Annotated in this window: 13 protein-coding genes and 1 tRNA gene; 6 read left to right on the top strand and 8 right to left on the bottom strand. The window is 35.0% G+C overall.

Features of this window, described 5'->3' with window-relative positions; all coding sequences use genetic code 11:
• Positions 1 to 4 precede the first annotated feature (4 nt).
• Positions 5 to 1,972 (top strand): PAS domain S-box protein, encoded by a 1,968-nt coding sequence (locus ACK4R1_RS11440; protein WP_409686921.1) that lies wholly within the window; start codon positions 5 to 7, stop codon positions 1,970 to 1,972.
• Positions 1,973 to 2,021: 49 nt separating this feature from the next.
• Here ACK4R1_RS11440 and ACK4R1_RS11445 read toward each other — a convergent pair whose 3' ends face one another.
• A complete protein-coding gene (locus ACK4R1_RS11445; RefSeq protein ID WP_409686923.1) occupies positions 2,022 to 3,983 on the bottom strand; it encodes an endonuclease in 1,962 nt (653 codons plus the stop codon).
• Positions 3,984 to 4,188: 205 nt separating this feature from the next.
• Here ACK4R1_RS11445 and ACK4R1_RS11450 point away from each other — a divergent pair, with 205 nt between their 5' ends.
• The 5 genes from ACK4R1_RS11450 (at position 4,189) to ACK4R1_RS11470 (ending at position 7,938) form a co-directional block, all read left to right on the top strand.
• Positions 4,189 to 4,974, top strand: a complete 786-nt coding sequence (locus ACK4R1_RS11450) for a sulfite exporter TauE/SafE family protein (RefSeq protein WP_409686926.1) — start codon at positions 4,189 to 4,191, stop codon at positions 4,972 to 4,974.
• A gap of 64 nt (positions 4,975 to 5,038) precedes the next feature.
• Positions 5,039 to 6,451, top strand: coding sequence for an MBL fold metallo-hydrolase (locus ACK4R1_RS11455; protein WP_409686929.1), 1,413 nt, complete (start codon positions 5,039 to 5,041; stop codon positions 6,449 to 6,451).
• A gap of 83 nt (positions 6,452 to 6,534) precedes the next feature.
• Positions 6,535 to 7,284: a DUF4369 domain-containing protein gene (locus ACK4R1_RS11460; protein ID WP_409686932.1), complete on the top strand. Its 750-nt coding sequence runs from the start codon at positions 6,535 to 6,537 to the stop codon at positions 7,282 to 7,284.
• Between the two features lie 11 nt (positions 7,285 to 7,295).
• Positions 7,296 to 7,706, top strand: coding sequence for a peroxiredoxin family protein (locus ACK4R1_RS11465; protein ID WP_409687301.1), 411 nt, complete (start codon positions 7,296 to 7,298; stop codon positions 7,704 to 7,706).
• Between the two features lie 150 nt (positions 7,707 to 7,856).
• Positions 7,857 to 7,938, top strand: a tRNA-Tyr gene (locus ACK4R1_RS11470).
• Positions 7,939 to 8,211: 273 nt separating this feature from the next.
• Here ACK4R1_RS11470 and ACK4R1_RS11475 read toward each other — a convergent pair.
• The 7 genes from ACK4R1_RS11475 to ACK4R1_RS11505 all read right to left on the bottom strand — a co-directional run bounded on the left by ACK4R1_RS11475 (position 8,212) and on the right by ACK4R1_RS11505 (position 14,548).
• A complete protein-coding gene (locus ACK4R1_RS11475; RefSeq protein WP_409686935.1) occupies positions 8,212 to 9,504 on the bottom strand; it encodes a DASH family cryptochrome in 1,293 nt (430 codons plus the stop codon).
• Complete coding sequence (locus tag ACK4R1_RS11480; RefSeq protein WP_409686938.1) at positions 9,501 to 11,060, bottom strand: cryptochrome/photolyase family protein; 1,560 nt, start codon at positions 11,058 to 11,060, stop codon at positions 9,501 to 9,503. The genes ACK4R1_RS11475 and ACK4R1_RS11480 overlap by 4 nt, the downstream gene beginning before the upstream one ends.
• On the bottom strand, positions 11,042 to 11,179 hold the full coding sequence (locus ACK4R1_RS11485; protein ID WP_409686941.1) for a DUF2256 domain-containing protein: 138 nt from the start codon (positions 11,177 to 11,179) through the stop codon (positions 11,042 to 11,044). Before ACK4R1_RS11485 ends, ACK4R1_RS11480 begins: the two co-directional genes overlap by 19 nt.
• Positions 11,145 to 12,659 carry a deoxyribodipyrimidine photo-lyase/cryptochrome family protein gene (locus tag ACK4R1_RS11490; protein ID WP_409686944.1) on the bottom strand — a complete coding sequence of 505 codons (1,515 nt, stop codon included), beginning with the start codon at positions 12,657 to 12,659 and terminating at the stop codon, positions 11,145 to 11,147. The genes ACK4R1_RS11485 and ACK4R1_RS11490 overlap by 35 nt, the downstream gene beginning before the upstream one ends.
• The gene (locus ACK4R1_RS11495) at positions 12,652 to 13,302 is read right to left on the bottom strand and encodes a flavin reductase family protein (RefSeq protein WP_409686947.1); all 651 of its coding nucleotides are present in this window, start codon (positions 13,300 to 13,302) and stop codon (positions 12,652 to 12,654) included. The genes ACK4R1_RS11490 and ACK4R1_RS11495 overlap by 8 nt, the downstream gene beginning before the upstream one ends.
• Complete coding sequence (locus ACK4R1_RS11500) at positions 13,299 to 13,598, bottom strand: TIGR03643 family protein (RefSeq protein ID WP_409686950.1); 300 nt, start codon at positions 13,596 to 13,598, stop codon at positions 13,299 to 13,301. The genes ACK4R1_RS11495 and ACK4R1_RS11500 overlap by 4 nt, the downstream gene beginning before the upstream one ends.
• A gap of 173 nt (positions 13,599 to 13,771) precedes the next feature.
• A complete protein-coding gene (locus ACK4R1_RS11505; RefSeq protein WP_409686953.1) occupies positions 13,772 to 14,548 on the bottom strand; it encodes a rhamnogalacturonan acetylesterase in 777 nt (258 codons plus the stop codon).
• Between the last annotated feature and the right edge of the window lie 2 nt (positions 14,549 to 14,550).

Here is a 14,550-nt window from a genome sequence, read left to right on the forward strand (position 1 = left end):
CTCTATGAATTTCAAAGAAAATTTGAGGAAAATATCGCTTTGGTTTTTGACAAGACCAAATCGGACAGGCTTTTTAATCTTTTTGATTTTGATCGGATTATTGAGTTTTGTTGTGAAACTTCGTTACAAAGTAGTGCAAGAGAATGAGCGAAGAGAAATGTCAAATATTATTAATGTAGTACGACAAAATTTTGAGCAAGTCCTCAAAAATAGCTACACTTCTACCCTAACCTTAGCGATGACCATTAACGATGATGGTGAACCGGAAAACTTTGAAGAAATTGCCTCTCAATTGGTTAACAATAATGCTTCTGTTGATGCGGTTCAATTGGTTCCGGGAGGCGTAATTAAATATGTATATCCATTTGAAGAAAACAAAGCGGCACTCAATTACGACATTTTAAATACGCCCGGGATTAAGGAAGAAGCAGAAAAATCAATGCGGTCAAAATTAATGTTTTTTGCCGGTCCTCTGGAACTAAAGCAAGGCGGTATAGCAGTTGTTGGGAGATTACCCATTTTTAAAGACAATCAATTTTGGGGATTTTCTGCTGTAATTATCAAAATAGAAACTTTACTAAGAGAAACAGGAATCCAAACGATTGATGATTCCAAATATTACTTTCAATTCTCTAAAAAAAATCCGACTACTCAAAAAGAAGAATTCTTTCTTCCCTACAAATACAATTTAGAAAAAAAATACTATCAAACGGTTACCATACCCGATGGTGATTGGAAACTCTATTTAATCAGCAGATACAATAATAATATTTTTTACCAGCTATATACCTCAACGATATTAGGATTGTTACTTTGTATAATTTCGGCATTATGGATAACCTCAATATTGAAAAAACCAGCTAAGCTGCAACTTTTAATTGAAAAACAAACCAGAAAAATTGTAAAACGCGAAGCCGAATTTAAAGCTATTTTCACACAAGCACCTGTTGGTATTGCCAAATTAGACACCAATTCAGGTCATTTTATCACCATAAATAAAGAATATGCCAGAATTGTAGGTTATACTGAAGAAGAACTTTTGGCAACCAACTTCCAAAGTATAACCCATCCTGATGATTTAGAAAAGGATTTGAATAACATGGATAAACTCAAAAAAGGGTTGATTTCTGAGTTTTGGTTGGAAAAAAGATACCTTCACAAATCGGGACGCGTGGTTTGGGTGAATCTGATTGTTGCCACTTTAGGAAAAATAGGAGATGTTATAGAAAACCACATCGCTATTGTTGAAGACATTACCGATAAAAAAAGAGCCGAAGAGGAATTAAAACAATCCTTTGAACTTGTTTCTGAACAAAATAAAAGACTTTTGAATTTTTCCTTCATTGTGTCACACAATCTCAGATCTCATACGAGTAATATTGAACTAATTTCGAGTCTCTTAGACGGCGTTAAAACCAAAGAAGAACAAGATGAAATGGTTGATTTACTCAAACAAGTTTCCAAATCACTAGATGAAACTTTAAGAAATTTGAATGAAGTAGTTAATATCAGAACCAACATCAATTTAACGATTGAACGTTTGAATCTCAGTCACTATATAGAAAAAAGCAAAACCCTTTTGAACCGGCAAATTATAGATAAAGGAGCGATTGTTAAGAACTTGGTTCCCGATTATGTTGAGATTGATTACAATGCTGCTTATTTGGAAAGCATTATATACAACTTTATGTCGAATGCTATTCGATACAGTCATCCGGATAGAAAACCCATAGTGTCAATTTCCTATAATGAAACTGAAAAAGCACTGATCATTGCGGATAACGGTATCGGAATTGACTTAAAAAGATATGGTGACAATTTATTTGGCATGTACAAAACGTTTAACAATAATCCTGATGCCAAAGGAATAGGTTTGTTTATTACAAAAAATCAAATCGATGCTATGGGAGGCAAAATTGAAACTGAAAGTATTGTTAATAAAGGTACTACATTCAAGATTTACTTCAAATAAAAAAGCCAATCGAATTTGATTGGCTTTTTTTAGGCTTGTTTTCAAATAACTATTGAATTACTATTTTTTTGACATTAGAATTTCCATTAGCAGTTATTTTAGCCATATAAACTCCGGCTGCTACATTGGGAATTATGGTAGTTTCACCAACAAACTTTTGTTCAAAAACTCTCATCCCTAGATTGTTGAATATTTCTAATGTGGCTTCGGTATTTACTCCGGAAACTGTGAAACTATCTCTGCTTGGATTGGGATAAATAACAAAATTAACCAACTGATTTTCATTGTTAGAAAGCGAAGAAAACCATTGCTGTCCAACTTGGCTACCCCAAATATAATCGGCTAAATTAGGATAATCAATGAATGGATTTCTATTCATTTGCCAAGTATAGATATAGTTGTTTCTGTTCATTTCAAAATCGTCACTAGGATCAGAATGATTCCATACCAATAAAGATCCTAAATCGCCTAATTGACCTACAGTAGTATCCGGAATATCACCATTAACAACACTTAGAGCGTTGTAGCGAACTGCCATGTAAAATACCGATCTTGCAACATCACCTTTCCAAGAACCTTGCGTTCCATTTGGTCCGTTGTAGCCGGTTAAACCATAATCTCTATTGCCTCTTGAAGAATTTTCCGGTCCATCTTCTGCACGCAAATGATGAGCATCAGCATGACCGGCTATTATATCATCGGCACTTGTAGGTAACCAAACATTAATTCCGTCAGGTGTATCAGAAGTTGCGTTGGCAAATCCGCCACGAGATTGCGGATAAATATGCTCTCTGTTCCAAGAACCAACACTGCTGGAAGTAGTTTGAAAATCTAATTTGGCTCTGGGTGTTTCAACATACATTAACCAAACCTGATTGCTATTAAGTGGATTTTGATCCGCTACTTTTAAAATATCGGTAATATCACCATAATTGTGGGCGCGAACTGTAGCCGGGTTGGCAATTATATCCTGTAATCCTTGCTTCAAAGCTGCTCCTGACAAGCCTTCTATAGATGCATAGTAACCCACAGGTGCTGTACTGGTTACATTTCCAAAAGTTGGATTCAAAGGAGTACCAAAGGGTAATGTGGTAAAATCATTATCGATAACCCTGATTTCAACATTATCGTTTCTGCGATTGTAACCAAAAGGCAAAGTTCCTAATCTTATTCTGAGAACTTCATCACCTTCATCTAAAAGATCATCAACTAAGGTTATTGTAGTGGTAAAAGTATTGGAACCGGCCGGTATAAAAACAGAGGTATTTCCTGTAAAATCGGCTTCATTGAAAGTTCCGTTATTGAGTGTAAAAGAAAACGATAAATCACTTGTTACATTAGTTTGCGTTGTAAAAGTAATCGGAAAACTATCGCCTTCATTTTTGTGTGCTGTATTGGCTGTTATGGTTATTCCATTATAAATAAAACCACTTCCATCGTTATTGGCTCCCGGTGTTGGAGCTTTGACTTCCCAAGTTCCGTCAGTTTTACGTTGAATGGATTGTGTTGTACCTTGACTATTTGCGTTTTCGTTGATTTGAATAGGCACATTCAATAAAGTTAATAAGGAAGTGGCTTGTGCAGCTGCATTAGAATGCACCAGTGCATCAATCAAATTGGTTGTTGTTGCAGTTGTACCGACAGGAAAATCTGCTGTGGTTCCTAAATACAAGCCAACACCATCAGGACCATTTTGTATTGAACTATTGCTGAAAATTCGTTCCGGAACCGGAGAAACAAGATTATTACCAATTAAAATCAATCCATTAACATCGGTAGTTAAACCATTAAGACTGATTGAAAAATAACTCTTGTCGGCCAATGAACCGGTACCATTGAAGAAAACCAAAATATAGCCGTTAAGCGAAAAATTAGGGGTTTCCGATTTTAATTCGATAAACTCTTTGTCATCGGTACTTGGTGTGTCAGAATCGAATTCGTTTATAAGCACTTGAGATTGTACTATTGATGTGGACGCCATCAACAGACAGAAAAATAATTTTTTGAGCATTAATTGAAATTTTATCAAATTTATTGATAAGCAAACTATTAAAACTATAATTCAATTTATTTATGATATTTTAACTAACACTAAATTAGTTTTTAAAGAAAAAACTTTAAACTATTTAAATGAACGATAGAATTTTACTACATAGAAATAGTAACATTTTTTTAACATAAATAAACTATTTTTACAGTCATTATCATTTAAAACAATGCTCGAAATTTTAGGATACTTTGGTGCTTTTTTCATTGGCATCGTTTTAGGAATTACCGGTGGTGGTGGTTCTATTTTAACTGTACCGATATTGGTTTACTTACTGAATCTGAATTTTGTGATAGCCAGTGCTTATTCCCTTTTCATTGTTGGAACAACATCCGCTTTTGGAAGCCTCCAGAATTTTAAAAAAGGAGCAATCGATGTGAAAACAGCCCTTCAATTTGCTTTGCCTTCAGTCCTAGGAGTTTATTTGTCTCGAAAATTTGTTGTTCCAAACATTCCTGATCCTTTATTCTATCTTGGTTCCTTACAATTAACTAAAGGCACTTTTTTAATGTTGATTTTTGCTGTAGTCATGTTGATGGCTGCCATATCAATGCTAAAAGAAAGCAAAGTGATTGTAAAAGTGGAACCTCAAAACAAATATTGGTTGATTTTTCAATTATTTTTGGTGGGATTATTAATTGGATTGATTGGCGCGGGTGGTGGATTTTTAATTATTCCGGCCTTAATGAAATTGGCTAAATTACCAATTCGAAAAGCCATTGGAACCTCACTTTTAATCATCACTATCAATTCGTTAATAGGTTTTCTTGGCGATGTTCAAACTACAATTATAGATTGGAAGTTTCTATTGGCATTTACCTCAATATCTGTCTTTGGCATTTTTATCGGTCTGTTTATTCAAAAATACATCAATGAAAAAAGGCTCAAGAAGCTTTTTGGTTTCTTTGTTTTGGCAATGGCTGTATTCATCATTTACAAGGAGATATTTTCATAAAGTATTCTAAATTCAAATTGTTCCTACTCATCTAATCTCTAAATTTGCATAAATCTTTTCAACCATGAAAATCGAACAAATATATACCGGATGCATTGCTCAAGCAGCCTATTATCTTGAAAGCAATGGTGAAGCCGCCATTTTTGATCCGCTGCGCGAAGTACAACCTTACTTAGATAAAGCAACTAAAGACAATGCCAAAATAAAATACATTTTTGAAACGCATTTTCACGCTGATTTTGTGTCGGGCCACTTAGATTTGGCGCAAAAAAGTGGTGGTCAAATTGTATATGGTCCAACCGCTACACCTGAATTTGAAGCGATAATCGCCGAAGACAATCAGGAGTTTAAGGTTGGAAATTATACCATCAAAGCCCTTCACACTCCGGGTCATACTTTAGAAAGCACTTGTTATCTTTTGACCGATGAAAATGGAAAACAACACGGGATTATTACCGGAGATACTTTATTTATTGGTGATGTTGGCCGACCTGATTTGGCACAAGCCTTGACAGAAGAATTGACTCAGGAAAAATTGGCTTCTCATCTGTTTGATTCGTTGCGTAACAAAATTATGCCTTTGAGCGATGATTTGATTGTATATCCAAGTCACGGTGCCGGAAGTGCTTGCGGTAAAAACATGAGTAAAGAAACTACCGATACATTGGGCAACCAAAAGCGAACCAATTATGCTTTAAGAGCTGACATGACCAAAGAAGAATTCACCAAAGAATTATTGGATGGTTTAGGGCTTCCGCCTGCTTATTTTCCTCAAAATGTGATGATGAATATCAAAGGGTATGAAAGTTTAGACAATGTGATTGAGAAAAGTAACATCGGACTTTCTCCTAAGGAATTTGAAACCCTTGCCAATCAAGGTGATGTTGTAGTTTTGGATGTTCGCCATGAAAATGATTTTGTAAAAGCTCATATCCCCAATTCGATTTTTATCGGAATTCAAGGTAATTTTGCCCCTTGGGTTGGTTCTTTATTAAGAGATGTCAATCAAAAACTATTATTGGTTATTCCGCAAGGAAGAGAAAAAGAAACCATCACTCGATTATCACGTGTTGGTTTTGACCATGTTTTAGGGTATTTGAACGGCGGTATAGAAGCTTGGGTAAATACCGGATTTGAAACGGATAGTATTAAATCAATTTCTCCTGAAGAGTTTTCAGAGCAATTAACCTCAAATAGCATAGTAGTTGATGCCCGAAAACCTGGTGAGTTTGAAGCTGAACATGTAGAAAATGCTATTAATATTCCTTTAGATACTGTTAATGAAAACTTCCAAACCGTTCCAAAAGGAGATGACTTCTTTTTGCACTGTGCCGGCGGATATCGTTCTGTTATTATGGCTTCTATCTTAAAATCAAGAGGTATTCACAACCTGATAAATGTAGAGAAAGGAATGAATGGTATTAAGCAAACCAAGGTGAACTGTACACAATTTGTCTGTCCGTCCACCAAAAAATAATTTAGAGAAAAAAAACAAAAATTTCACCCTATCCTATTGCAATTTAAATACATTTGCAGTCGTTAAAAATTTAAACCAAAAAAATGAAAAAAATAATTCTTTTAGTAGCCGTAGCCCTTGTTTCATTCGCTTGTAATAACTTGGCAGAAGGTGAATACATCATCACAGGAAATATAAAAGGCATGAAAACGGGCTTAATATACCTTGAGAAACAAAGTCCAATGGGAATGGGAGCCATGGCTATTGACACTGTAAAAATTGAAGACGGAAAGTTTGAAATCAAAGGAAAAACTACAGAACCGGAAATACATTACATTCAAATTGATAAAGTAGATGGTAAAATTCCTTTGGTATTAGAAGGTGGTAAAATTAATATAGAAGTTGACAAAGACACGCTATTCAAATCAAAAATAACCGGAACTTACAGCAACGAAGAATTTACTAAATTCAATGAAGAATCAAACAAGCTTCAAAAGAAAATGCAAAGTAAAATGAAAGCGTTTGAAACTAAAAACAAAGCCCTTATAGAGGAAGTTCAAAAGACCAGAGATACAGCAATTGCCAACAAATTGAGAGCTGAATATGAACCTCTTCAAAAAGAGGCTCAAAAAAACATGGAAGACTACACTTTTGAGTATCCAAAAACACATCCGAAATCATTTATTAGTGTACTGATTTTACAAGTGATGATGAACAATCCAAAATTTACTCCAAAAGAAATTGAAGATATATACAATTCATTGGATGAATCGTTGAAAAAAACTAAACCGGGAAAAAGCATCAAAGAAAACGTTGATGCCTTAAAAAAAAAGCCAGCGACAAGTCAGCCGTAAGCCTTAATCAAATTGCACCCAATTTTAAGGCACCAACTCCTGAAGGAAAGATGGTTTCTTTAAAAGAAAGTTTAGGCAAAGTAACCTTAATTGATTTTTGGGCTTCATGGTGTCCGCCTTGTAGAACAGCTAACCCGAAGTTGGTCGCTTTGTATAACGAGTTTCACACCAAAGGTTTCAATATCATCAGTGTATCGCTAGACAAAGAGTCCGAGAAGTGGAAAAATGCTATTGTTAAAGACAAGTTGACTTGGACACAGGTTTCAAATTTAAAAGAAATGGAAGATCCTATTGCGTTGCAATACGGAATTGAGTTAATTCCGACTACTTTTTTATTAGATTCCTCGGGAAGAATTGTTGGAATTGATTTGCCACATGAAGAAATGAAAGCCAAAATCCAAATACTTTTGGGAGCCAAATAAGCCTTTTTGATATTTACACACAAAAATCTCCTTCGGGAGATTTTTTTATTGCTTTTAAAACCAATAGCTTAAAAAAAGTTACACAATTAAGTTCCGATTTTATTTGTGAAGCTCAAAAGTGTTTTTATATTTGCAATCGCTAAAGGCCATGGGGAGATACTCAAGCGGCCAACGAGGGCGGACTGTAAATCCGCTGATTACATCTTCGCAGGTTCGAATCCTGCTCTCCCCACAAGAAAAACCGAAACATAAGTTTCGGTTTTTTTATTTTGTGGCTATGTCAAAAGCTTGCTTTTGTAAGTAGTTATAAAATAAAAAAACTAACACGGCGACTTAGCCGTGTTTTAGTTTTTCTTGTCCCCATTTAATCAAAATAGGATGTTGTAAGGCAAACTCCTGCTCTCCCCACAAGAAAAACCGAAACATTAAGTTTCGGTTTTTTATTTTATGACTGCGTTAAAAGCTCTCTTTTGTAGGTAACTTTATAATAAAATATAAATTGCTATTATCGTTTTAACCACAAATCTCTAAAGATTTTATTTTTATCATAATCTGATGCTTGCTTTTCAATATTAAAATAACGATTGCCTCTTGGATCATTCCCTACGCCGGCTAAATAAGCCCAATTGCCCCAGTTGCTGCAAACATCATAATCGATAAGCTGTTGTTCAAAATAACTGGCACCATAACGCCAATCGAGTTTTAAATCATTGCAAAAGTAACTCGCTACGTTTTGACGACCTCGATTGCTCATAAATCCGGTTAATTGCAATTCTATCATGTTGGCGTCAACAAAATCAACACCGGTTTGAGCGTTAATCCAGTTTTCAAGCGCTTTTTTATCGAATTTATTTATCGACAAATCTTTATTTTGAATACCGGATTTTAGGAATATTTTATTCTGATGCTTTTTCATCATAAACCTGAAATAATCGCGCCACAATAATTCAAATACTAGCCAATAAGTCGATTCGTTGGCCCCGAATTGGGATTCATATCTCTTCAATTCCAAATGAATGAACCTCGGAGAAACACAACCCAAAGCCAACCATGCTGAAAATTTAGAGGAATAATTAGCTCCAACCATGCCATTGCGAGTTTCTTTGTAGTTTGAAATCGATTTGGTTTCGAAGAAATAATGATTAAGTCTTTTTACAGCTTCTGATTCACCACCTTTGAATCGAATAGTGGCTCTCTCGTCTATGCTTACACTCTCTAAACCTAAATCTGATAGTGTTGGTAAATCTAACATTGGAATTTCAGGAGAATTGATACTTGTGGGTTGATTAAAAGCATCTCTGATAACTGCATCTTTCTCTGTTTTTTTTCTGAAATTAGTGAACACATCAGGAATGTCTTTGATGGAAAAAGGCAAATCTTCCGCATGGTATAAAGTACTAGTGCTAAAGGTTAACAATTCACAGGACAATTTCCAGAGTTCAGCTTGGACTAATGCTTCGGTTTGTCTTTCTTCAAAAGCTACTTCGCGCTTAGCATACACTCTATGCGCTTTGAATTGTTTGGCGATTTTGGGAATTTCAACTTCGGGTTTTCCGTTTAGAATTATTAATCCCGAACCTAATGCTCTTAAACTTTTATCCAAATCGATTAACGATTCTAATAAAAATTGAGCTCTGAAATTGCCCGTTTTTTTGAATCCATAAGAAGTCATTTTAAAATGGGATTCGTCAAAACAATATACCGGAATGATAGTATCATTTTGCGAAATGGCTTTCACTAAAGTTTCATTATCAATCAATCGTAAATCGGTTTTAAACCAAACTATCGCTGTTTTCATAATTCGTTACTATTTTTCAAATAATAATCCGCTTGTTCCAGTAAGGCAACTTTATCCTCTTGTTTCATTTTTCGCCATACATTATACATCATCCCGATTCTTGGATTCTTCGCTAGTTTATCTTCGTGCTTGTCATAAAAATTCCAGTACAAACTGTTGAACGGACAAGCCTTGTCTCCTACCTTCTTCGCTTTATTATAAAAACAACTGCCACAATAATGACTCATTTTATCGATATAAGTAGCCGAACTCACATAAGGTTTAGTACCCACAATACCGCCATCGGCAAATTGACTCATGCCGCGAGTGTTGGTGATTTCAACCCATTCTAAAGCGTCAATATAAATTCCGAGATACCAAGCGTCAACTTCATCGGGATGGATTCCGGCCAAAAGCGCAAAATTCCCGGTAATCATCAACCGTTGAATATGATGAGCGTAAGCATAATTTAAAGATTGACCGATAGCGTCTTTCAAACAATTCATTTTGGTTTTTCCGGTCCAAAACCAATCGGGTAATTTTTCTTGGTGATTGAAGAAATTCATTGAAGCGTATTCAGGCATTTTTAGCCAATAAATCCCTCGCATGTATTCGCGCCAGCCGATAATTTGACGAACAAATCCTTCTAGTTGATTGTAATCAATAACTTCCGGATTGTTTTGCCATTCGGTAATAGCGCGCTCTATTACTTCCAAAGGCGAAATCATTTTGGCATTCATTGAAAAGGACAATCTGGAATGATACAAAGACCATTCATTCGGTGACATCGAATCTTGATAAGAACCAAACAAAGGCAAACATTCCGACACAAAAAACTCCAATAATTCAAGTGATTGTGTTCTGTTTATCGGCCAAATAAAATTCTTTTTATCAATAGTTCCAATGGTTTTTATATCGGTTTTGGCAATCATTTCGACGATATCAGTAACATCAGTATTAAAGACTAACGGACTTGTTGGCTTATGATTTTTGGGCAACTTTTTTCGGTTATCTCCGTCATAATTCCATTGTCCGGTGATGGGATTATTACCTTCCATGAGTATGTGATGCTTCTTTCGCATAGCGCGATAAAAGCTTTCCATGAGAAATGTCTTTTTACTTTCAAAAAAATCACCTAATTCATTTCGTGTGGCAAAAAAATGCTCGCTATCATAAACTTTGACCGGAATAGAAAGTGTGGTAGCAAAGTTTTTCAATAGTAAATCTACTCGATATTCATCCGGTAATTGGTATTCGAATTGTGTGCAATTTTCACTCTTTAAAATATGTTTTAAATTGGCTTCAAAAGATTGTACGTTGTTTTCATCGTTTAATTTTAAATAAATAACTTGATGCTTTTTGGATTGCAACTCTTCGGCAAACTTCCGCATCGATGCAAAAAAACCAACCACTTTTTGAATATGATGAACGGCATAATCGGTCTCTGTTCGAATTTCCATTAGGACATAAGTCATATCATCATTTACCGTTTCAAACCAAGAATGTCGGCTATTCAATTGATCTCCTAAAATTAATCTTAAGGTTTTATTCGCCATAATTACTTTTTCTTTCTGCATTGATCACTACAATATTTCACTTCGTCCCAAACCTTTTCCCATTTCTTTCTCCATGAAAAAGGACGATGGCAAACGAGGCATATTTTACTCGGTAGGTTTTGCTTTTTTACTTGTCGCATTGGATTTTTTATTTGATTTGGAAGTATTTACATGTTTTTTCAAAATTCGCTTACCCTCTTTTTTTACTTCCTCTTTTTTTCTGAAACTCCAAATGACATCACTCGCATACTTTCTTGTAGCTTCGATATCGACTATGGGAAACGGGTAATCTTTGCCAATTTCACAGTCGTATAATTGCTGGTCTATCAAACTCAATTTCCAAGGTTCGTGAATCAAATGTGGTGGAATATTGGCCAATTCAGGCAACCACTTTTTAATAAAAACGCCTTCGGTATCATGTTCTTCCGAATTCTTAATCGGATTGTAAATTCGAACCGTATTGATTCCGGTCACGCCGGCTTGCATTTGTAGTTGCGGATAGTGAATTCCGGGTTCATAGTCTAAAAATTGTTTGGCTAAAAAATGCAACTCGCGCCAATCTTGCCAAAGATTAAATACAAAGAAAGATACTACCATCGCTCGCATTCTGAAATTGATATAACCGGTCTCGACCAAACATCGCATACAAGCATCCACTATTGGCACACCGGTTTTGCCTTCTTGCCAAGCTTTAATGTAGGTTTCATTTTTTGGTTTTACCAATACATCAAAAGCGCGATTGATGTTCTGAAATTCCATGCGGCATTCAGTTTCAAATTTTTGAATAAAATGGCAATGCCAATGCAATCTGGAAATAAAATTAGAAAGTGCTCTTTTATGGGCAGATTGCTCATAATGCTGCATTGTATATTGGTACACCATTCGCATACTGATATTACCATAGGTCAAATAAGGAGACAATCGGCTACAGCCTTTTCTACTCAAATTGGGTTTGGAAATGTGCTTGCTGTAATTTACATACCGTTCTTTTATAAAACTGTCTAAATAGCGCCATGCCCAATATTCGCCACCTTGCTGAAAGTTTTTGTTTCTGGTGGTGATTGCTGTTGGTAAGTTTTCACCTTTTAAAACATCATAAATGGTAGTTTCTAAATTCAAAAAAATACCTTTTTTTAAGTAGGATATTTTGGGAATAGCGGTCATGGTTTGGTACCATTTTTCATCCCATTTTTGGCGACTATTTAATTTTCTAATTACACCATTGGTTTGAAATTCTTGCCAAATGATTCCTTTTTGGTTGAATAGTTTTTGAACGGCTATATCTCTATCAAAAGTTAACTGATTTCCCGTTTCCTGATGAGAAAAGACCGTATTGATTTGGTAATTATTAAATAAATTTTCGAAAACAAATTTGGCTTCCTGGTGAAAAATATACAATTGGGTGTCAACCTTATTCAGATTGTTTTGCAAATCTTGTAACGATTCATAAATAAACCGCCAATGTCTGACATCTGCATCATCATGATTCATTACCGATGGTTCAAAACAATACAGTAACAATATGGGCAAGTTTTGTTGTTGCGCCATAAATAAGGGTTCGTGATCGGTTAGTCTCAAATCCCTTTTGAACCATACAATATTGATTTGCTCTTTACTCAATTGAAAAGATTGATGTTATTTCTTTATCAGGTTTGGCGTAACTCAAACGATCTAATCGAATCGTTTTGTGATAACTGTCTAAACCGGAACATGTGATGGTATTGGCTTTTTCAATATCTATAAAACCGTCTTGAGACAAACAATCTTCAGGAACAGAAATTTGTACAATCTCGCCTATAACCATGATGGTATTGTTGATGGTTATATCAACTTTTTCTCTAAACGCTATACCTAATTGAATAACACTTTCTTTTACAAACGGTGCTTGAAAATCGTTCTTAAATTCGGGTGTTAAACCAACCGCTTCAAATTCGGACACATTGGAATCATATCTTGCTGATGTTTGGTGTGCGCTTTTATAGATAGTTTCATTGATATGATTTAAAGTATAAAAACCGGTGTTTAGTATGTTTCTTAAAGTATCACGCTCCGGCGGACTAGGTCTGAAAATCAAGGCAATTAACGGTGGATTGGCGCCAATATGAAGAACCGAACTAAAAATGGCCAAATTCAAATGGCCTGATTCAGATTTGGTTCCAACCAATGCAACACTTTTAAATCCACCAAGACTATTGATAAGATGAACCCTTTTTTGCTTCTCTAAAAGTTTGATATCTGATACATCCAAAAAAGTCTTTTTCATCTTCTTTTGGAGATTTTGTTATTTGAAATGGCTCTTTGTAAGTTGCATTTAAAACGGTCGATTCCTTCTACACGTTTGGCTAAATGCTTTGTCTTGCAATTTTCAACGCGTTCACGCCACAATTTGTAGCTACTGAACTTTAATTCTTTCTTCATCAAAGCTTTTACTTCCGCTTCTGACAAGTGAAATTGAAATTTTATAGCGTCAAAAGGAGTTCGATCTTCCCAAGCCATTTCGATAATGCGATCTATATCAATTTCAGACAGACTGTTTTTTTCTTGTTTGGTGAAGACCATATTATTATTGTTTAACATTTAAAAAATAAAGTTAAACAAAAGTATTGATTTTAAATCAATAAAAGATAAATTTAAAAGAAGATTATGAGTTTGATAACACATCAAATCATACAATCCCTATTTTATCGGAAATGAGGATTGAAAAGTAAAACTAAGATTTATTATAGGATATTTTATTTTTTCGAACCACCGGAAGCACTTTCGGGTTTGATTATTTTTTTGAGATTGTCACATAAAGGACTTTCTAATAATAAGATTTGTTTGGCTACTATTTTAGAGACTTCTGTTGCGCCTAACAAAGAATAATGAGTGTTATCTGTTTTCCCTTCCGGATAATAAGGCGTTTCTCCCGGTTTGAAATGCAGGTGTAATTCTTTAGATTTTTCAGGACCATAGGCTATTTCTAACATTTCGGTGTGGAATTCTAAATCAATGAACGGCACATCATATTCTTTGGCTATCATTCGGGCTTCTTGTGTGTATTCGACATGTGAACTGATTAGAACACCTTGTTCGTTGAAAGTCCTTCTACATACGGAAGAAAACAAAATAGGAATAGCGCCTTTTTCACGAGATTCTTTGACAAACCGAATTAAATTGTATCGGTACCTTGTATGCGGATTGGTATAGCGAACTGAATCGGTTGTTTTTCCATCATTATGACCAAATTGAATAAAGACATAATCACCTGGTTTCAGTACTTTATAAATAGAATCCCATCGTTTTTCCTGAATAAAACTTTTGGTGCTTCGACCGTTTACCGCTTTATTTATGACCTTAGCGTCATTGGTTAAAAATTTTGGAAAGACTTGTAACCAGCCGTGTTCCGGATTTTCATTTGGTTTTACTTTATCGGCCATAGTAGAATCGCCAATACCGTAAATAGTGACTTTTTGGACGAATACATTTGTTATTGTAAACAGTAATAAAATAAGAACTTTGTATTTCATAG

Source organism: Flavobacterium sp., from assembly GCF_046293665.1.
GTDB lineage: Bacteria > Bacteroidota > Bacteroidia > Flavobacteriales > Flavobacteriaceae > Flavobacterium.

Excerpts from the sequence above, each read along its gene's own strand:
- ACK4R1_RS11440 (WP_409686921.1), top strand. The coding sequence starts at position 5 with ATGAATTTCAAAGAAAATTTGAGGAAAATATCGCTTTGGTTTTTGACA.
- ACK4R1_RS11445 (WP_409686923.1), bottom strand. The coding sequence starts at position 3,983 with ATGCTCAAAAAATTATTTTTCTGTCTGTTGATGGCGTCCACATCAATA.
- ACK4R1_RS11450 (WP_409686926.1), top strand. The coding sequence starts at position 4,189 with ATGCTCGAAATTTTAGGATACTTTGGTGCTTTTTTCATTGGCATCGTT.
- ACK4R1_RS11455 (WP_409686929.1), top strand. The coding sequence starts at position 5,039 with ATGAAAATCGAACAAATATATACCGGATGCATTGCTCAAGCAGCCTAT.
- ACK4R1_RS11460 (WP_409686932.1), top strand. The coding sequence starts at position 6,535 with ATGAAAAAAATAATTCTTTTAGTAGCCGTAGCCCTTGTTTCATTCGCT.
- ACK4R1_RS11475 (WP_409686935.1), bottom strand. The coding sequence starts at position 9,504 with ATGAAAACAGCGATAGTTTGGTTTAAAACCGATTTACGATTGATTGAT.
- ACK4R1_RS11480 (WP_409686938.1), bottom strand. The coding sequence starts at position 11,060 with ATGCAGAAAGAAAAAGTAATTATGGCGAATAAAACCTTAAGATTAATT.
- ACK4R1_RS11485 (WP_409686941.1), bottom strand. The coding sequence starts at position 11,179 with ATGCGACAAGTAAAAAAGCAAAACCTACCGAGTAAAATATGCCTCGTT.
- ACK4R1_RS11495 (WP_409686947.1), bottom strand. The coding sequence starts at position 13,302 with ATGAAAAAGACTTTTTTGGATGTATCAGATATCAAACTTTTAGAGAAG.
- ACK4R1_RS11500 (WP_409686950.1), bottom strand. The coding sequence starts at position 13,598 with ATGGTCTTCACCAAACAAGAAAAAAACAGTCTGTCTGAAATTGATATA.
- ACK4R1_RS11505 (WP_409686953.1), bottom strand. The coding sequence starts at position 14,548 with ATGAAATACAAAGTTCTTATTTTATTACTGTTTACAATAACAAATGTA.